The sequence below is a fragment of the Natronomonas gomsonensis genome (assembly GCF_024300825.1).
Taxonomy (GTDB): Archaea; Halobacteriota; Halobacteria; order Halobacteriales; family Haloarculaceae; genus Natronomonas; species Natronomonas gomsonensis.
The window spans coordinates 2426205-2444653 of the sequence record NZ_CP101323.1 but is presented as its reverse complement, the minus strand read 5'-3'; the positions used below and the strand labels follow the sequence as shown (position 1 = coordinate 2444653).

Below are 18449 nucleotides of genomic sequence, written 5' to 3'. Positions count from 1 at the left end.
GGCCGAGAGTACTTGCGGGTGGACGGCGAAGCATCGGTATGGACAGGGTGCCCACACACGTGCTGGTGCCGCTGGACGGTTCACCACTGGCAGAAGCGGCACTGGAGCACACCCTCGCGGTGTACGACTGCCGGATAACGGTACTGAACGTCGTCACGCCGCTCGATGGCCCGATGAGCGAAGGGGGCATTCTCGAGTTGGACGACGACCGGCGCGAGGCGGCCGAAGAACACGCCGAGACGGTGCTGGAGCGCGCCCGCGAGCAGGCCGAAGTCGCCGGAGGAACCATCGAAACGGCCGTCGAGACGGGCGACCCCGCGGAGACGATTATCGACTACGCCGAGAGTCACGGCATCGACCACATCGTGATGGGGAGTCACAGCGAATCGCGGAACGCTCTCGCCCGACGGCTCCTCGGCACCGTCGCGACGGCCGTCGTCGGCGACGCGCCCGTCCCGGTCACCGTCATCCGGTAGCGACTGCACTCAGCGGATACCGAGTGCGGTCGTAAGCCCCCTGTAGAGTCCGAAACCGACGGCGACCGACGAGCCGAGCGTGATGAACCAGAAGACGACGGTTCGGACGATTTTTCCCCGCGAGACGCCCGCCGACCCGCCCGCGAGACCACCCCCGATGACGCCCGAGATGATGATGTTGTTGAACGAGATTGGGATGCCGAGTGCAATTGCGAGTTGCGCGATGAGGAACCCGGGGACCAAGGCGGCGATAGAGCGCCGAACACCGAGTTGGGCGTACTCACGGGAAGTCGCCTGCAGGAGTCGCGGGGCGCCCATCCAGGCCCCGGCGAGGATGCCGCTGGCACCGAAGGCCAACAGCGCGATGGCTGGAAGCCCCAACTCCCCGCGAGCGAGGTTCTCGAGGGGGCCGGTCGCCAAGCCGACTTGGCTGCCGCCGCTGGAGAAGGCGACGACGCTACCGAGTACCAACAGGAACATCCTGATACCGGCGTCGACGTCCTCGAGCATACGCCCTCGGAGATACCGGAACGCGAGGGCCCCGAAGACGACGGTCGTCACCACGGCGACGACATCGACGCCGGCGACGGTCGGACTCCCGAACGGCAGGCCGGCCGCGCCGGCTATCGTCCCCTGGTCGGCGTCCCGAGCGGGGATGATGCCGAGACGGATGTTCGCGACGATGCCGGCGACGACCGCCGCCAACAGCGGGACGCCGACGGCCTCCGAAACGTCGTCACGGCGCAGCAGCGTCGCCGTCACGTAGGCGACACTGGCGGACATGAACGGCACCGCGAGCCAGAACATCCCGAGTCGTCTGTAGGTCTCCCAAGCCGGCGTGCCGCCGAGTGAGAGTCCCACGCCGACGATAGCGCCGGTCGTGGCGAAGGCGGCGGGAATCGGGTAGCCGGAGTAGACGCCGAGTGCCATGAACGTCGCGGCGGTGAGGAGACCAGCCGTCGCCGCCAGCGGCGTGATGGCGACGCCGCCGATGAGGCTCGTGCCGACGGTCTCGGAGATGCTCCCGCCCTGTGTGAGCGCCCCGAGCGCGGCGAAGATGCCGATGAGAAACGCCGCACGCATCGTCGGGACGGCGTTGGCACCGACCGCCGGGGCGAACGGCGGGGAGTTGCTGTTGGCTCCGAGCGCCCACGCCATGAACAGCCCGGCCAGCGCCGCGAATCCGACGAGTGCCCAGAACGTCGCCGTCATATGCCCCGGCGGCGGCGGGATTCGAGGCGACTGATAATCGAGCGCAGCGGACCGTCGACGGCGTCGGCCGCCCGAGCCAACAGGACCGTCCGGTCGGTTCGGTCGGCGACGCGACGCGGGACCGACCCGACGAGTCGCTTCCGGAGTCCGCTCTGTCTGGTGGCACCGAAAACGAAGACGTCGTAGTCGGTGGCAGTCTCGACGAGGGTGTCCTCGACGTTGTCGGACTCGCGTACCCCCGTCTCGATTGTCACCTCCGGACCGGGTGTCGCCGAGAGCGCCTCGACGGCGGCCGTGAGCCATCTACGAGGTTCCTCGCGGTCTGCTCCCGGCGGTATCACGGACACCACGGTCACCGTCGCGTCGTTGCTGGCGGCGATGGCCGCCGCGGCTGTCGCCGCCGGCCGGACGTGTGGTCCACCGGCCACCGGCAGGAGCACTCGGTTGACCCCATCGGCGGTACGGCCGATGCGCTCGACGTAGACATCACAGGGGGCCCGACGGAGTAGCCTGTCGACGCTCGTTCCGAGAACGACCTCCGAACGTCGGGACGGCCCGTGCCAGCCGATGAAGAGCGCTTCGACGGCAGGGGCGGCCGCCACGTCCAACACGCCTGCCGCAACCGACTTCGCGACGACGAGTTCGGCTTCGACGGGAACGTCCGACGGTGCGGTCGCCGTCGCCCGGTCCAACAGCGCCTGTCGGTTTCCCGAGTACTCTCGTCGAATCGTCTCGTCGGAGAACAGTTCGAACGGCGAGTCGTGGGATTTGACGGCGACGCTCACTAGTCGAATCCGGCCGTCTCGGGCCCGGGCGAGGTCGCCCGCGGTTCGAACCAACTGCTCGACGTGGTCGGGATTTCCGACTGCGACGACGACTTCGGGCTCCGTAGTCATCGTGTGTTGTTACCGATAAACGTACAAACGCCTGTCGATATTTCAACCCCCCTCCGGTGCGAGGCTACAACTACATTATTAATCGTGTTCAGTACCCGTTGCCGTGAGCCACAGTAACACAGAACATGGGTGGTCGTCGTGAGCGCCGACGACGACCACAACCGTCCGCGTCTACTCGCGATGGACACCGGCGGGACGATGACCGACACCTTCGTCGTCGACGACGAGGCGAACTACACCGTCGGAAAGGCACAGACGACGCCCGACGACGAGTCGGTGTGTACGACGAACTCCTTCGCCGACGCCGTCGACAACTGGGGCCTCGACCCTACCGATGGTGCCGGCGAACTGGAGGGCATCGTCTACTCCGGGACGGCGATGTTGAACCGCCTGCTCGAACGAGAGGGGTCGGGAAACATCGGCGTCATCACCAACGGCGGCATGGAGGACCAACTCCGGTTCGGCCGCGGCATCCAGTCGTGGGCGGACCGCTCGTATGCGGGTCGCCTCCATGCCCGCGAACACGAACACCCCGAACCGCTCGTCCCGCGGGAGAACATCCGCGGCGTCCGCGGCCGGATGAACATGACCGGGCTACCGACGCTGCCGCTGTACGAAGACGAGGCCTACGACGCGATTCACGACCTGCTCGACCGCGGCGTTCGGGTCATCTGCGTCTGCCTCGTCTACTCGTATCTCAACGACAACCACGAGCAGAAAATCAAGGAAATCGCCGAAGAGGTGATGGAAAAGCGCGGCGAGTCGGTCCCCATCTGGCTGTCCTCCGAACAGAAGCCGATTCGCGGGGAGTTGCCGCGACTGAACACTTTGGTCATCGAGGCCTACGCCGCCGAACCCTCCCGCGAACAACTCCGGCAGGTCGACGACGGCTTCACCGAGTTGGGCTCGGAATCACCCGTCCGGGTGCTCACCTCCTCGGGCGGGACGGTCGCCCCCGAACACGACTGGCTGGTCGATACGATGCTGTCCGGTCCCATCGGCGGCATCTTCGGTGGGGAGTTCCTCGCCGAGGAACTCGACATCGACAACCTCGTCTGCTCGGACGTGGGTGGGACCTCCTTCGACGTGGGACTCATCACCGAGGGCCACTACCCCACCCGGTGGGACCAGAGCCTCGCGCAGTTCATGGTGAACATCCCGATGACGGCGATGGACACCATCGGGTCGGGGACGGGGTCGTACGTCCGCGTCGACCGGACCTCCGAGCGCATCGAGGTCGGCCCCGATTCGGCGGGGTACAAGGTCGGCTACTCGAACATGGACAGCGACGTGGACACGGTGACGGTCACCGACTGCACGCTCGCCCTCGGCTATCTCAACCCCGATTCGTTCCTCGGCGGCGACATCCCGATGGACCGCGAGGTGGCCATCGACGCCATCGACGACCAGATAGCGAGTCCGCTCGACGAGGACCCCATCGAGACGGCCCGCGGCGTCCTCGACATCGTCGAACGCGACATGTCGAACGAACTCCGCGGCCTCATCCTCGGGTTGGGCTACTCCCCGGAGAACTACACGCTGATGAGCTACGGCGGCGGCGGGCCGCTGCACGCCGCCGGCTACAGCCGCGGACTGGAGTTCGAGGACATCCTCATCCCACAGTGGGCGGCGGCGTTTTCGGCGTTCGGCTGTGCGTGTGCCGACTCGGCCTATCGCTACGACCAGTCGGTCGACGAGATACTCCAGCCGGATTTCTCGAACGCCTCTTCGGTGGCGTACTCCATCAACGACACCCTCGAAACCCTCCGCAAACGGGCGGAGACGGCCTTCGACCGCGACGGCGTCGACCCCGAAACCGTCGAGTTCCAGCCGTCGCTTCGCATCCAGTATCTCGGGATGCTCGACGACCTCGAAGTCGACATCGGCGAGGTCTGGGACGACGAGGAAGGCATCGACAGCGAGGGCGTCGAAGACGTCATCGACCGCTACGAGGCGAAGTTCGACCAAGTGTTCCAGCGCGCCGCGAAGTCGCCGGAGAACGGCTATCAGATTACGATGGCCATCGGCGTCGGCGTCGGCCCCTCGGCGAAGCCGACCATCCCCCACGAGGAGTTACGCGGTGAGACGCCACCCGAGGACGCCCACAAGGGCACCCGGGACATCTACTGGGACGACGCCTGGCACGCCGCCGACCTCTGGCAGATGCGCGACATCCAGCCGGGCAACCGCATCGAGGGCCCCTCGGTCATCGAGGCGCCCGCGACGACCATCCTCGTGCCGCCGGGGTATGAGGCACCGCTCGACGAGAACCGAATCTACCACCTACAGGAACAATGAGCATCGAGAACGACAAAGTCGGCGAGGAGAAACTCGCCGTCACGGAGAAGCTGACCAACGGGGGCGAAATCGGCTGGGACGGGCAATCGTTGCAGTCGATGCTCGCAGAGACCGAGCGGTTAACCGAGGAGACCGGCCACTACCGAGGGTTGGAGGACCTCGAATTGAAAGAGGAGAACCGCTTCGAGTACGAGCGGCTCTACTCCCGGCTCCGTGGGGCGTTGGTCTCTGCCCGGGAGACCGCACTCCACGTCTCGGCGTCGCCCATCGTCCGGGAAATCGGCGAACTGTGCTTCCAGATTTACACCCCGGAGGGCGACTCCATCGCCGTCTCGACGGGCATCATCGTCCACGTCCACACCGGCTCGCTGGCCATCAAGTGGATGATAGAGGAGGACTACGAACACGACCGCGGCATCGAACCCGGCGACGTGTTCTGCAACAACGACAACGACCTCGGCAACGTCCACACGACGGACGTCCACACCATCGTCCCCATCTTCCACGACGGGGAGTTGGTGGCGTGGGCCGACGGCGTCACCCACGAGGCCGACATCGGCGGCGCCTCACAGGGCCACACCTCCATCGTCCACACCTCCCGCTTCGAGGACGGCATCTACGCGACGTGTGAGAAAATCGGCGAGGGCGACGAACTGTATCAGGACTGGAAGACCCGCGGCGAGCGGTCGACCCGGACGCCGATGTACTGGGACCTAGACGAGAAGTGCCGTCTCGCCGGCTGTCACATGATTCGAGAGGCCGTCCACGAGATTATCGACGACGTGGGCGCCGAGACGTTCAAGCAGTTCACCCGAGAGGCCGTCGAGGAGGGCCGCCGGACGATGGAGTCCCGCGTCCAGGAGCGACTGTTCCCCGGCACCTACCGGAACAGTTCATTCGTCGGCCTGCCGCTGGCCGAGGAGGGCTGGAAGCCCGAACAGCAGAAAGACAGCCTCCATCACCTCCCCGTCGAGATGGACATCAACGCCGACGGCACGATGTCGCTGGACATGGAGGGGACCTCCTCGCAGGGGAAACACTCCTTCAACGCCGCCGAGGGGTCGATGACCGGCGGGCTGTGGGTGTCGCTCACCCAGTGTCTGCTCCACGACGGAAAAGTCAACGACGGCTCTCACTACGCCTTGGAGACGAACTTCCCGGAGGGGAGCCTGACGAACCCCGACGACCCACAGTTGTCGTTTCACGCGCCGTGGGGGACCATCATGCCGGCGTTCCAGTCGGTGTGGCAGAACGTCTCGCAGGCGTTTTTCTCCCGCGGCTTCCGCGAGGAGGTCGTCACCGGCTACTCCGAGACCACCGACACCGTTCAGGGCGGCGGGACGCTGATGGAGAGCATGGCCCAGATGATTCCCGACGAAGTGGGCGATTACTTCCCCGTCAGCCCCTTCGACCTCTCCTGTCAGGGGTTGGGGGCGTCGGCCGTCCGGGACGGCCTCGACCACGGCTATGCGATGTGGAACCCCGAGGCCGACATGGGCGACGTAGAGGAGTGGGAGATGGTCCAGTGGGGGACCCAGTACCTCTCCCGACAGATGAAGACCGATTCGGCGGGCCACGGGAAGTACCGCGGTGGCTCCGGGTGGGAGGGCGTCATGACCGTGATGGGTACCGAGGACTGCACGCTGTATAAGGCCTCCATCCCCGACGTGGCGTTCTCGACGGCGGGGATGGCCGGCGGCTACCCCGGGTCGACGAAGTACGCCGTCCGCGCCCACGACACCGACCTCGCCGACCGGGCCAGGGAGGGCGAACCGTATCCGACCGGCGACACCCCACCCGGCAGTTTCGAAGAACACATCGACGGCGACATCGAGCGCACCCACCGTGGGAACTACTTCCCCAAGGAGTTCGACAACCACGACGTGATGCACTTCCAGATGGGCGGCGGCCCCGGGTGGGGCGACCCACTGGAGCGCCCACTGGAGAAAGTCGTCGCCGACGTAGAGGAGGAAATCTACTCGCCGGAGACCGTCGAGAAAGTGTACGGCGTCGTCGGCGAGTTCGACGAGAAGAACCGCGTCTTCGAGATAGACCAGGAGGCGACCGACGCCGCCCGCGAGAAGATTCGAGAGCGGCGCGCCGAGGAGAGCGTCCCCTTCGAGGAGTTCTTCGAAGCAGAGCGCGAGCGCGTTCAGGACGGCGACGTCTCCGACCCCGTCGCCGAGATGTACGTCGACGCCTTCGACATCTCCGAGGAGTTCGACGCGGAGTTCGACGAGTTCTGGGACATCGACAGGAGTGGATTCTGACAATGGCAACCGAAACCGACAGACAACAGGTCGAAAAGCTCATCGACGGCGAACTCGGCTGGGAGGAGTTGCGCAACGACGTGTTGCCGGACCCGAAGGATGACCAGCGCTTCGAGGTGACCCGACGACTGCTACAGGAGGACGTCGAGTGGGACAACCCCATCCTGCTCCCGCTGAACGACCACCTCTACGTCGTCGGCTCCGAACAGGGCCGCATCGTCAAGTGCGACTGTGGCCACGAGTTCTGCGGCGTCGAGAAGAACTGGAAGGAACACGCACGAATCCGCGTCCGCGAGGACGAGGCAGACCACCGCGAAATCTACCCGGAGTACCAGACGCCACACCCCGACTGGACGTTCCAACTGCGGGAGTGGTTCTGTCCCGGCTGTTTCGCCCAACTCGACGTGGACGCCGTGCCGGCGGGTTATCCCGTCTTACAGAACTTCGAACCCGACATCGACACCTTCTACGAGGAGTGGCTGGGCGAGAAGGCGCCGGATAAGCGCTAGCGCTCCCACTCCGTCACGTTCTCCCGAACGACCGCCATCCCGTCGTCGACCCGAATCTCGTTGACCGCGCAGTTGGCCTGATGGTGGCTTCCGAGCGCTTCCTCGAGGGCCATTCCCTTGGCGTATCCGAGCAGGACGTGAATCGGCCCGCCGTGAGTGACGACCAACAGCGTCGCGTCGTCGTGGGCGTCGACGACGGACCAAAAGCGGTTGGTCACGCGGTCGGCCACGTCTCGCAACGATTCGCCGCCTTCGGGGATGCGCAGCGACGCCTCGTAGGCGGCTTCGCCGAGACCGAACTCCGGGAAGCGCTCCTCGACGTCGCCGTAGGTGAGGCCCTGATACACGCCCAAATCGCGCTCCCGCCAGTGTGGTTCGAACTCGATGGGTACCTCGCCGACGCCCTCCAGCAGGCGGTCGGCCGTCTGGCGAGTCCGAACCGAATCCGACGAGAAGACGCGGTCGATGTCGTACTCCGAAGCGAGGAACTCGCCGGCGGCCGTGGCCTGCTGTCGGCCCCGCTCGTTCAGCGGGACGGGGGCCCACCCCTGCATCCGGCCGTTCTTGTTCCAGTCGGTCTCGCCGTGGCGGACGACGACGACGCGTGTCATTTCGCGGGCCTACGCCGGCGGCGTGTATGAGTGTTCTGTCGGGTCACTCCCGCCGTTTGACTTCGTGTCGACCGAAGCCATACCGCAGGCGGTTGGCGAGACGCCGGGAGAATTTCCCCTCCTCAGGGGCGCGGGAGTCGAAGCGCTCGCCGAGGGCCTCGTAGATGAGCGGTACCGCGATTTCCTGTTCGAGCGCCTCTTGGACGGTCCACGTCCCAGTCGAACCCCCGGCGATGTGGTCGTCGACATCGCCCAGGTCGTTTCCTTCCTCGCGGAACGCCTCCTCACAGAGTTCCAGCAGCCACGATCGGATGACGGCGCCGTTGTTCCACGTCCGGGCGACCGACTCCATATCGAGGTCGTACCGTCCTTCGGAGAGCAGTTCGAACCCCTCGCCGTAGGCCTGCATCAGCGCGTACTCGACGCCGTTGTGGACCATCTTCACGTAGTGGCCCGACCCGGAGGGGCCCATGCGATCGTGGCCGTCGGGACCGGTGGCGACGGCGTCGAAGACGGGCACCATCGCCTCGTAGGCCCACTCGGGGCCGCCGACCATCAGCGAAAAGCCCAACTCGGCGCCAGCGGGGCCGCCCGACGTGCCGCAGTCGAGATACGCCGCGTCGAGTGCTTCGGCGCGCTCGACGGAGCGCTCGAAGTGGGAGTTGCCGCCGTCGACGACCACGTCGTCGGCGTCGAGCAGCGGGTCGAGGTCGTCGAGCGTCGCGTCGACAGCGTCGCCTGCGGGCACCATCAGCCAGATTCGCTTCGCCTCGGGGAGTTCCGAGACGAGCGCTTCGATTGAGTCGGCGGGAGTTGCTCCGGCATCGGCCGCCGCCGAGACGGCGTCGTCGTCGAGGTCAAAAGCGACCACGTCGTGTCCGTCTTCGAGTACCCGGTCGACGACGATACGGCCCATCCGGCCAAGTCCGATGACGCCCAGTTGCATATCGGACCCCTCGTCGGGGCCGCAAGTGAGGGTTGTGATTCCGCGTGCGTTCACCGGCCGCCGGTCGTGGGTCCGGTTCGCACATAAATGACCGGATAGAGGCGCCAGTAACCCTTTGGCTATAGTTACGGATACATCGACTCGAAAGGATGCGCGGGCAGTTCACACGGCGGACCCTGTTGGCCGCCACGGCGGGACTCACGACGACCGCCTTGGGGGGCGGGAAAGCGGCGGCGCTCCCGGAACTGGATTCGCTGGATTCCGACCCCGAGTGGTTGCGTCGGGAGTTTCGCAACTACGCGAAGACACAGGAGGCACCCGCAGAGCAGACCTCCGACCCGGATTTCATGCGGCGCTGGCAGCGGCGAAGCACCGAAAACGCCGCGAGTTACGCCGAACGCGTCGCCGCCGAACCCGGCTGGCGGAGCCACGCGAACCTCTGTGCGACGTGGGGCGAACAGTGCACCGGCGACCCCGCGCTGTACCGCGACATCGACGCTCGGAACTTCTACGGCACCGTCGGTGAACGTCGCCGTGTCGCCTTCTACGACCGCGAGGGCGCTCGGCTCTCCGGCCACGTCTGGACGCCCGTCGAAGCGGAGGCCGACGAGGCCCGCCCTGGCATCGTCATCACGAACGGGTCGGTACAGGCGCCCGAACCGCTGTACTGGTGGGCCGCCCAGTCGCTCGTCGCGGCGGGCTACGTCGTGTTGACCTACGACCCCCGCGGACAGGGTCGTTCGGACAGTCTCACGCCCTCGGGCGAACCCGGCGGCAACGCCAACGGTGAGGTGTTCGTGACGAACCAAATCGACGCTATCGACTTCTTCCACTCGACGCCCGAGGAGCCGTACGCGCCGAACGCCGCCTACGACCGCGACGACGACGCACCGGTCGTCGAGTACAATCCCGTCTTCGACCGGCTGGACCACTCTCGGCTCGGTATCGCCGGCCACTCTGCCGGCGCCATTGGCGCGAGCATCGTACAGGGACTGGAGCCGTGGCCGACCAGCGGCGACAACCCCGTCGATGCGGTCGTCGCCTGGGACAACCTCGGCGACAGCGACAGCGTGGCTGGCGACGGACCCGAAAGCGAGGCCACCGACGCCGCACGCTTCTTCGAGACGGTCCCGGAGGGTAGCGTCGAGCCTCGTGTCCCCGCGATGGGGCAATCCGGCGACTACTTCCTGACGCCGACGCCCCACGAGCGACCGCCCGACCCCGACGGGAAATCGGGTGGATTCGAGCGGTTCCGGGAGGCCGGCGTCCCCGCGTATCAACTCGTCGTCCGGGGCGGGACCCACTACGAGTGGTCGCTACTGCCGACGTTTCCCGCAACCTCCTGGGAGTTCGGCAACGCCCTCGCCGACCACTACACCGTCGCGTGGTTCGACCGGTGGCTGAAAGAGTCGGACGAGTCGGGGTACCACGACGCCGATTCGCGGCTGTTGGCCGACGGGGAGTGGGGGAATCATCTCAGTTTCCACTACCGCTCGAAGCGGGCCTTCCCCGGCCGAAATCAGCAGTATCATTCCTGTGAGGACATTCGGGCGGACTGTGACACCCCGACGCCGCCGGGACGACGGTAAGCGAAGGTTTTTATCGGCAACAGCCATGCCAACGGGTATGAGCGCGAGTCAGTCGGTAGTACGTGGACTGTAACCGCGCCTTTCTCTCGGCGCGCATGCGAACTGCCTACCGACCGGTCTACGCGACACCCCAATCATGAGCGAGGTTCCTGACAGCTACGACCCCGACGCCGCAGAACAGAAGTGGCACGAGGAGTGGGCCGACTCCGACGTGTACAGCTACGACGACGACCCCGAACGCCCCGACTACATCATCGACACGCCGCCGCCGTACCCGACCGGAAATCTCCACATCGGGAACGCACTCGGCTGGTGTTACATGGACTTCGCGGCGCGGTACCACCGCCTGAAAGGCGACGACGTGTTGTTCCCGCAGGGCTGGGACTGCCACGGCCTGCCGACGGAAGTCAAAGTCGAAGAGAACCGCGACATCCACCGCACCGAAGTCTCCCGCGAGCAGTTCCGGGAGTGGTGTATCGAACACACAAACGACCAAATCGGTGCGATGAAGGAGACGATGGGGACGCTCGGGTTCTCACAGGACTGGAACCACGAATACCGGACGATGGACCCCGACTACTGGGGGGAGACCCAGCGCTCGTTCGTCGAAATGGCCGGAAACGGCTACGTGTACCAAGACGAACACCCCGTCAACTGGTGTCCCCGGTGCGAGACAGCCATCGCCGACGCCGAGGTCGAAAACGAAGACCACGAGGGGACGCTGTACTACATCACCTTCGACGGCGTCGGCAACGACGACATCGAAATCGCGACCACCCGCCCCGAACTGCTCGCGGCGTGTGTCTCGATGGCCGTCGACCCCGACGACGAGCGCTACGAAGACCGCATCGGCGACACCTTCGAGGTGCCGCTGTTCGGCCAAGAAGTCGAGCTCATCGCCGACGACGACGTCGACGGCGACTTCGGGACCGGCGCCGTGATGATTTGTACGTTCGGCGACAAACAGGACGTCGACTGGTGGGTCGAACACGACCTCGATTTGCGGCCGGTGTTCACCGAAGACGGTAAACTCAACGAACTCGCCGGCGAGTTCGAGGGGCTGGCCATCGACGAGGCGAAAGACGCCATCGCGACCGCCCTGCAGAAATCCGGCCACCTCAACGACGAAGAGCCGACCGAACAGTCCGTCGGCCAGTGTTGGCGCTGTGATACGCCAATCGAAATCCTCTCGAAAGAGCAGTGGTTCGTCACCGTCAACCAAGAGGAGATTCTGGAGAAGGCCCAGGCCGTCGAGTGGTTCCCCGAGCACATGTACAGTCGACTCGAAGAGTGGACAGAAGGGATGGAGTGGGACTGGGTCATCTCCCGACAGCGCGTCTTCGCGACGCCGATTCCGGCCTGGGAATGTGACGACTGCGGGCACGTCCACATCGCCGACGGCGAGGACGTTCCGGTCGACCCGACGACGGAGGACCCGGCCGTCGAGACCTGTATCGAGTGCGGTGGCGAGTCGTGGACCGGCGAAACCGACGTGATGGACACGTGGATGGATTCGTCGATTTCTCCGCTGTACGTCGCTGGCTGGCCCGACGCCGACTTCGAACCCGTCCAACTGCGCGAGCAGGGCCACGACATCATCCGGACGTGGGCGTTTTACACCATCCTCCGGACGGCCGCCCTCGAGGACACGACTCCGTGGGAGGAGGCCCTCATCAACGGGATGGTGTTCGGCGAGGACGGCAACAAGATGTCCAAATCCCGCGACAACTTCGTCCAACCCGAGGAGGTCGTCGAAGAGTACGGCGCCGACGCCTTCCGGCAGGCGATGGCGCTCGGCGGCCAACCCGGCAGCGACATCCAGTTCCAGTGGAAGGAGGTCACCTCCGCGAGTCGCTTCCAGACGAAGGTCTGGAACATCACGAAGTTCGCCTCCGGCCACGTCGACGAGTCGACGGCGGACATCACCGACCCCGCCTACCGGGACGCCGACGAGTGGATTCTCTCGAAGTGCGCCCGCGTCGCCGACTCGGTCGCCGAGGACATGGACGAATACCGCTTCGACAGCGCCCTGCGTGAGGTCCGGGAGTTCGTCTGGCACGACCTCGCCGACGACTACCTCGAACTCGTGAAGGGCCGACTGTACGAGGGGCGACCCGGCGAGCGGAAGGCCGCCCAACACGCGCTGTACACCGCCTTGACCGCCTCCCTGCGGATGCTCTCGCCCTTTGCGCCGTTCATCACCGAGGAGGCGTGGAGCCATCTCCCGACCGATGGGAGCGTCCACAACGCCGACTGGCCCGAGTTGCCCGAGGGCGACGCCGAAACCGAACGCCGGGGCGAACTCATCGCAAAGGTCGCGGCCACGGTTCGTGGCTGGAAATCCGACGAGGGGAAGCCCCTGAACGCCGACCTCGACCGCATCGAAGTGTACCTCGATGAGGACCTCCCGTTGGACACCTACGACCTCGCGGACACCGTCAACGGCCCCGTCTACATCGAGCAGGGCCGGCCGAACATCGAACTCGTCCCCGTCGACGTGGACATCGAGCACAGCGAACTGGGGCCGGCCTTCCGCGACCAGGCCGGCGCCGTCATCGGAAAACTGGAAGCGGCCGACCCCGCCGAACTGCAGGCCGAACTGGAGACGGAGGGGCACGTCGAGTTCGACCTCGGCGGCGAGACGGTCACCGTCGGCGCCGAGATGTTCGACATCGTCGAGGAGCAGCGCTCCGAGAGCGGCGAGGAGGTCGTCGTCCTCGAAGCAGGGGAAGCGACGGTGTTGGTGGTGGAGTAGCGAGACTCCGAGCAACGCGAGGAGTCTCGGTTGACGAGCGGGGAGCGAAGCGACCCGCGAGTAGCGAGGTCGCCCGTGGTGACCTCGTAGCGGAACGTGAGCGAAGCGACCCACGAATAGCAAGGTCGCCATCGACGCCCGTCTACCGGAGCCGAACCGCCGCTATCCCGAATCCCCTACCCGTCTGACAGCCCGTTTCGCGCCGTAGTAGACCCACTCGCCGGCATAACAGAACGCACAACCCCTGAACTGCGGCCGCTTTGGCTCCGCATCTGTTGATTCGCTCATCTCGTCTACAGTTCGGTCCCACGGGCCGTGAATCGCACGCGCGTGTGCGCACTGTGCGCACACCGCTGGCGGCCGAAACCACGAGAAAGCGGCAACATATTACATTGTTAAGTAGCTTTCCCCTCCCACAGGATTTGTCCCGGTGATGGGGTATATTTTAGCGCCACCCCGGGTACTGGTAGTGTGTCCCTCGCTAATCCGACTCAAGGGTGGCCGTTTTCGCGGGAGCTATTGCGTAACGTCCGCGAACTCAAGCGCGCGCGTCGTCGTGGTGGCTGTGCGACGGGGTGTGAACACGACCGTGCCGACGACGGACGCCTCCCGTGGTCGACGGACGACGCCTACGGCGGGTGGGGGGGCCACGAGTACCACGGAACCGAGCCCGGCAGCGAGCGAACGCCTATCGTGTTCGTCCACGGCAACCAACGGGACGCCTGCGACTGGGAGCGCCACGCCGAGTTCTTCCTCCGGCGGGGCTACCGCGGCGACGACCTCTGGGCGGTGACGTTCCGGGAGGGGACCCCGAGTCACGCGGCGATGGTCGAGGAACTCGACGCCTTCGTCGGGTCGGTCCGGGAGTACGCTGGCGTCGAAAGCGTCGACGTCGTCGCACACAGCCTCGGTGTCACCGGCGTTCGCTGCTGGCTCGCCGCCCGGAACCGGCTGTCGTGGGTCGATAGCTTCGTCGGCCTCGCCGGCGCCAACCACGGGACCGTTCTCAACACGTGGTGTGCGGACAGCGGACTCGACCACGGTCCCTACCGGGTGAGCGAGTTCCTCCGCGAGGACCACGACTCGGTCGACGGCCATCCGCTGGCCCGACTCAACGAAAACGAGACCCCCGGCGACATCGACTACTACACGCTCCGGGGAACCGAGGACTCCCTGTTCTGGAACTGCCGGCAGAGCCCCGAACTCGAGGGCGCGACCAACGTCGCCATCGAGACGGACCACGACGGCGTCCGAACCGAGCGGACGGCCCTCGAGTACATCTACCGGTGGACCGCCGGCGAACACCCGTACAACCTCCAACAGCAGGTCGCCCTCCCGGAGTGAACGCCTGGGGTCGGGCGTCACGCTTACCCCACTCCGAGACCACCGTCGGGACATGGCCGACCGCATCATGAAGGTCAACGCGTACACGACGCTGGACCTCCTCGACGGCGAAGTCGAGGGACACGGCTTCGAGGAAGAGGCCTACGCCGTGGTGAACGTGACGAGTCCACGGGAGAACCCCGACCACGTCTCACTGCAGGTGGAGTTGGACAACACACAGTTAGAACACCTCGAAGCACACGCGGAGACGGTTCGACTCTCCGCCGAGGAGGCCCGGACGCTGGCGGCCGACCTCGAAAAACACGCCGAGAAGGTCGAGACAAGCGAGGGCTGATACCCCTGGCCTCACGTGTGCGTCCAGTCAGGCCAGTTTCTCGAATTCCTCGGGCGTCAACTCGATGTCCGCCGCGGCGACGTTCTCCTCGAGGTGGGCGACACTTGAGGTGCCCGGAATCGGCAACACGACCGGCGACCGTTCGAGCAGCCACGCCAAGGCGATTTGCTGTGGCGTCGCGTCGTGGGCGTCGGCTACCTCCTCGATTCCGTCGACGGAATCGAGGTCGTTGGCCGCAAGCGGGTACCACGGAATGAAGCCGATGCCGTAGTCGGTGCAGGCTTCGAGCACGTCGCTTTCCTCGCGGTAGCCGACGTTGTAGCGGTTCTGGACGGTCGCGATGTCGACGATGTCGCGTGCGGTCTCCAGTTGCTCGACGCTGACGTTCGAGAGGCCGACGTGTCGAATCAATCCCTCGTCTTTCATCTCGGCGAGCGTCGCGACGCTCTCCTCGAAGTCGGCCTCGGGGTCCGGACGGTGGAACTGATAGAGGTCGATTTCGTCGACGCGGAGGCGGTCGAGACTGCACAGCACGGCGTTTCGGAGGTAATCCGGATCGCCGCGCGGGAGCCACTCGCCGTCGGTGTTCCGGAGCAGTCCGCCTTTCGTCGCCACCACCACGTCATCGTAGGGCGCGAGCGTCTCGCCGATGAGCCGTTCGGAGACGCCGGGACCGTAGGAGTCGGCGGTGTCGACGAGGTCGACGAGGTCGCTCGCTCGCCGAAGTACGTCGTGGGCGCCCTCTACGTCGTCGGGTTCGCCGATGATGTCCTCGCCGGTGATTCGCATTGCACCGAAGCCGAGTCGACCGACCGTGAGTTCGCCGCCGATATCGAAAGTGTCCATACCCAAGCGTCGGCCGCCACCGACAAAAGCCTACACGCCGAGGAGATTACGAACGTCGTCCCACGAGTCGACGACGTGGGCGCCGTCGCAGGCCGCGGGGTCGCTGTACGGTTGTCGCATCAGGAACCCCGCTTTGCCGGCGTCGAGGGCATTGGCAACGTTACCGTGATAATCGTCGATGAGCGCATCGCCCGGCACCGCGCCCTTGTCCCGGGGGACTTTCTCGTGGAACTCGTCGTAGGGGACGCCGTGTTCGTCCAGCCACGCCTTCGAGACGTCGTGGGTCTCGGGCACCCGGTGGGTCGCGATTTCGACGCGGTACTCCTCGCGGAGCGCCCCGAGGGCGTCGGCGACGCCGGGCGTGGGGTCCATCCCGCCGAAGTACCATTCCGGCCGCTCGGTCATCAACTCGGTGATGACATCCCCGATGTGGCCGTCGATGGCCGGGTGCTCGTAGGACCACTCGTCGATGTCAGAGGGAGAAACGCCGAGGGAGAACTCCTCGTTGAGGTGTGTCACGAGCCGCGGGAGCTGGTCGGCGACAACGCCGTCGAGGTCGACGAGCAGCGTCGAGCCGGGAGAGAGGGGATGGGCAGTCATTACCGGTTCTAGTAGTTCGAGCGGCTTAAGTCACACTTCGGAATACCGTCCCACGGCGGACGACGCCGTCTCACACCTCAACCGTCTCGCCCAACTCGGGCGCTCGCGCCTCGTGGCCCTCCGATTCCAGTTGTCCGGCGAACCACTCACAGGAGTCGCCGTGATTGACCAAAAGCGGCGTTTCGCGGTAGGCCTCCAGAAACGACCGCAGGCCGTCGCGGTCGGCGTGGGCGGAGAAGTCGTAGGATTCCACTTGGGCGCTGACCTGCAGGTGCCGGCCGCCGAGTTCGGCGCTACCCGTCTCCAGTATCTCCCGACCCGGCGTCCCCTCGACCTGATACCCCGAAAAGCAGAGTTTGTTGACGGGGTTGGCGTGAATTTCGGGGATGTAGGTCATCGCCGGCCCGCCCGAGAGCATCCCCGCCGTCGTGATGATGACCGTCGATTGGTCGGCAATGCGTTTTCGTTGGCCGTCCCGCCCCGTCACGAACCGGGCGTTGGAGTTGGCCTTTCGCATCGCCTCGCCGTCCCTGAGGAACTCGGGATACTGTCGAAGGAGCCGCGTCACCTCCTTGCCCATCCCGTCGACGTAGCAGTCGATGTCGTGGGCCGCACAGACGAGCATGAGTTCCTGGGTCCGGCCGATGGCGAAGGCGGGGACGACGACGGTACCACCCTCCCACAGCGTCGTCCGCACGCTGTCGACGAACCGGGATTCGACCGTCTCGCGGGACTCGTGTTCCACGTCGGCGTAGGTCGATTCCGTGATGACGATGTCGGCGCCGGGGCGTTCGGTCGTCGGCGAGACGAGTCGTTGCGAGTCGGTGTGGAAATCGCCCGTATACAGCAAGCGCGTCTCCCCGTCGTCCACGAGGACGTGTGCGCTACCGGGAATGTGGCCGGCGTTGAAGAACTCGATGCGGTGGCCCGCCGCCTCGAAGGCCTCGCGGTAGCCGTGGGTCTCGGAGACTTCGGTGACGCGGCGGACATCCTCCTCGGTGAAGGGACACTGTGGGGTCCCGCCGTGGAGTTTCAGCGTGTCGCGGGCCAGCGTCAGGGCGAGTTCGTACGTCGGCGGCGTCCAGTGAGTCGGCGGGCGGGAATCGCCGGACAGAAGCGACGGCACCGCCCCGGCGTGGTCGAGGTGGCCGTGGCTGACGACGACCGCCTCGGGGTCGATGTCGCCGATTGGATACTGCGGCGGGGAATCGGTCTTGATGCCGAAATCCAACAGCAGCGCGTCGTTGACCAGAATCGCGCTGCGGCCGACTTCGCCCGCGCCGCCGAGGAACTGGACGTTCACTGCGTCGTCCTTGTCGGGCGGGTGGTTTGCCTTCGTCGGTTCCCGTCTCGAAACCACCAGAGGTGAGGAACGGAGCAAAAGCTATCGGGCAAAAGAACACGAATCGTCGGAGGGCGTTGTTTCGGAGACAGCAGGCGCTACGCGGCCGCGGTCGGAGTCACTCCTCGTCGTCGTCTTTCATCTCACCGAGACGGTCGATGAGCGACTCCTCGTCGTCGAACTCGAAGTTCACGTCGCCGTCGTGGTCCTTCTCGTGGACGTTGACGGCTTCCGAATCGTCGGTCTCGACGTTCTGGTCCTTCTGTTCGGATTCATCGTAACTACCGAAGCCCATATACTCGATAATACGTTCCCGCCACGGAAAAGCATCGGGATGCCGCGCCTGAGTGATATCGGACTCCGTGTCACACCGTCGCGTATCGTCACTGTAACCACCTAACACCGGCGTCCGCGAGCGCTT

At 65.7% G+C, this 18449-nt stretch carries 16 protein-coding genes; 8 read left to right on the top strand and 8 right to left on the bottom strand.

Going from position 1 to position 18449, the window contains the following annotated elements:
* Positions 1-38 precede the first annotated feature (38 nt).
* Positions 39-476, top strand: a complete 438-nt coding sequence (locus NMP98_RS12940; protein ID WP_254858185.1) for a universal stress protein — start codon at positions 39-41, stop codon at positions 474-476.
* Positions 477-485: 9 nt separating this feature from the next.
* Here the strand turns inward: NMP98_RS12940 and NMP98_RS12935 are convergent, their stop codons facing one another.
* Together NMP98_RS12935 and NMP98_RS12930 are read right to left on the bottom strand one after the other, a co-directional pair.
* Positions 486-1688 (bottom strand): inorganic phosphate transporter, encoded by a 1203-nt coding sequence (locus tag NMP98_RS12935; protein WP_254858183.1) that lies wholly within the window; start codon positions 1686-1688, stop codon positions 486-488.
* The gene (locus tag NMP98_RS12930; RefSeq protein WP_254858182.1) at positions 1685-2584 is read right to left on the bottom strand and encodes a universal stress protein; all 900 of its coding nucleotides are present in this window, start codon (positions 2582-2584) and stop codon (positions 1685-1687) included. Before NMP98_RS12930 ends, NMP98_RS12935 begins: the two co-directional genes overlap by 4 nt.
* A gap of 138 nt (positions 2585-2722) precedes the next feature.
* Here NMP98_RS12930 and NMP98_RS12925 point away from each other — a divergent pair, with 138 nt between their 5' ends.
* Genes NMP98_RS12925 through NMP98_RS12915 form a run of 3 tightly spaced genes read left to right on the top strand, consistent with a single transcriptional unit; the run spans position 2723 to position 7661 of the window.
* A complete protein-coding gene (locus NMP98_RS12925; protein ID WP_254858180.1) occupies positions 2723-4882 on the top strand; it encodes a hydantoinase/oxoprolinase family protein in 2160 nt (719 codons plus the stop codon).
* Positions 4879-7152, top strand: coding sequence for a hydantoinase B/oxoprolinase family protein (locus tag NMP98_RS12920; RefSeq protein WP_254858179.1), 2274 nt, complete (start codon positions 4879-4881; stop codon positions 7150-7152). Before NMP98_RS12925 ends, NMP98_RS12920 begins: the two co-directional genes overlap by 4 nt.
* Before the next feature lie 2 nt (positions 7153-7154).
* Positions 7155-7661 (top strand): acetone carboxylase subunit gamma, encoded by a 507-nt coding sequence (locus NMP98_RS12915; RefSeq protein WP_254858176.1) that lies wholly within the window; start codon positions 7155-7157, stop codon positions 7659-7661.
* Here the strand turns inward: NMP98_RS12915 and NMP98_RS12910 are convergent.
* Positions 7658-8272: a histidine phosphatase family protein gene (locus tag NMP98_RS12910; protein ID WP_254858175.1), complete on the bottom strand. Its 615-nt coding sequence runs from the start codon at positions 8270-8272 to the stop codon at positions 7658-7660. The two genes, NMP98_RS12915 and NMP98_RS12910, sit on opposite strands and share 4 nt — an antisense overlap.
* Positions 8273-8315: 43 nt before the next feature.
* Positions 8316-9218, bottom strand: coding sequence for a phosphogluconate dehydrogenase (NAD(+)-dependent, decarboxylating) (gene gnd / locus NMP98_RS12905; protein ID WP_254858174.1), 903 nt, complete (start codon positions 9216-9218; stop codon positions 8316-8318).
* A gap of 149 nt (positions 9219-9367) precedes the next feature.
* Between gnd and NMP98_RS12900 the strand changes: the two genes are divergently transcribed.
* The 4 genes from NMP98_RS12900 to NMP98_RS12885 all read left to right on the top strand — a co-directional run bounded on the left by NMP98_RS12900 (position 9368) and on the right by NMP98_RS12885 (position 15240).
* Positions 9368-10807, top strand: a complete 1440-nt coding sequence (locus NMP98_RS12900; RefSeq protein WP_254858172.1) for an alpha/beta hydrolase family protein — start codon at positions 9368-9370, stop codon at positions 10805-10807.
* 136 nt (positions 10808-10943) lie between these two features.
* Complete coding sequence (locus tag NMP98_RS12895; protein ID WP_254858170.1) at positions 10944-13562, top strand: valine--tRNA ligase; 2619 nt, start codon at positions 10944-10946, stop codon at positions 13560-13562.
* 519 nt (positions 13563-14081) lie between these two features.
* The gene (locus NMP98_RS12890; protein ID WP_254858168.1) at positions 14082-14906 is read left to right on the top strand and encodes an esterase/lipase family protein; all 825 of its coding nucleotides are present in this window, start codon (positions 14082-14084) and stop codon (positions 14904-14906) included.
* A 52-nt stretch (positions 14907-14958) separates the two neighbouring features.
* Positions 14959-15240 (top strand): DUF6360 family protein, encoded by a 282-nt coding sequence (locus NMP98_RS12885; protein ID WP_254858167.1) that lies wholly within the window; start codon positions 14959-14961, stop codon positions 15238-15240.
* Between the two features lie 27 nt (positions 15241-15267).
* On the opposite strand, the gene NMP98_RS12880 is transcribed toward NMP98_RS12885, so the two are convergent.
* The 4 genes from NMP98_RS12880 to NMP98_RS12865 form a co-directional block, all read right to left on the bottom strand.
* On the bottom strand, positions 15268-16086 hold the full coding sequence (locus tag NMP98_RS12880) for an aldo/keto reductase (RefSeq protein ID WP_254858166.1): 819 nt from the start codon (positions 16084-16086) through the stop codon (positions 15268-15270).
* A gap of 30 nt (positions 16087-16116) precedes the next feature.
* Complete coding sequence (locus tag NMP98_RS12875) at positions 16117-16686, bottom strand: 5' nucleotidase, NT5C type (RefSeq protein WP_254858165.1); 570 nt, start codon at positions 16684-16686, stop codon at positions 16117-16119.
* Positions 16687-16756: 70 nt separating this feature from the next.
* Complete coding sequence (locus tag NMP98_RS12870; RefSeq protein ID WP_254861324.1) at positions 16757-17989, bottom strand: MBL fold metallo-hydrolase; 1233 nt, start codon at positions 17987-17989, stop codon at positions 16757-16759.
* Positions 17990-18146: 157 nt separating this feature from the next.
* The gene (locus NMP98_RS12865; RefSeq protein WP_156707954.1) at positions 18147-18323 is read right to left on the bottom strand and encodes a DUF5786 family protein; all 177 of its coding nucleotides are present in this window, start codon (positions 18321-18323) and stop codon (positions 18147-18149) included.
* Positions 18324-18449 lie beyond the last annotated feature (126 nt).

Bases quoted from the DNA above. Each gene is read 5' to 3' on its own strand.
- NMP98_RS12940 (WP_254858185.1), top strand. From the start codon at position 39: ATGGACAGGGTGCCCACACACGTGCTGGTGCCGCTGGACGGTTCACCA.
- NMP98_RS12935 (WP_254858183.1), bottom strand. From the start codon at position 1,688: ATGACGGCGACGTTCTGGGCACTCGTCGGATTCGCGGCGCTGGCCGGG.
- NMP98_RS12930 (WP_254858182.1), bottom strand. From the start codon at position 2,584: ATGACTACGGAGCCCGAAGTCGTCGTCGCAGTCGGAAATCCCGACCAC.
- NMP98_RS12920 (WP_254858179.1), top strand. From the start codon at position 4,879: ATGAGCATCGAGAACGACAAAGTCGGCGAGGAGAAACTCGCCGTCACG.
- NMP98_RS12915 (WP_254858176.1), top strand. From the start codon at position 7,155: ATGGCAACCGAAACCGACAGACAACAGGTCGAAAAGCTCATCGACGGC.
- NMP98_RS12910 (WP_254858175.1), bottom strand. From the start codon at position 8,272: ATGACACGCGTCGTCGTCGTCCGCCACGGCGAGACCGACTGGAACAAG.
- gnd (WP_254858174.1), bottom strand. From the start codon at position 9,218: ATGCAACTGGGCGTCATCGGACTTGGCCGGATGGGCCGTATCGTCGTC.
- NMP98_RS12900 (WP_254858172.1), top strand. From the start codon at position 9,368: ATGCGCGGGCAGTTCACACGGCGGACCCTGTTGGCCGCCACGGCGGGA.
- NMP98_RS12895 (WP_254858170.1), top strand. From the start codon at position 10,944: ATGAGCGAGGTTCCTGACAGCTACGACCCCGACGCCGCAGAACAGAAG.
- NMP98_RS12885 (WP_254858167.1), top strand. From the start codon at position 14,959: ATGGCCGACCGCATCATGAAGGTCAACGCGTACACGACGCTGGACCTC.
- NMP98_RS12880 (WP_254858166.1), bottom strand. From the start codon at position 16,086: ATGGACACTTTCGATATCGGCGGCGAACTCACGGTCGGTCGACTCGGC.
- NMP98_RS12875 (WP_254858165.1), bottom strand. From the start codon at position 16,686: ATGACTGCCCATCCCCTCTCTCCCGGCTCGACGCTGCTCGTCGACCTC.
- NMP98_RS12865 (WP_156707954.1), bottom strand. From the start codon at position 18,323: ATGGGCTTCGGTAGTTACGATGAATCCGAACAGAAGGACCAGAACGTC.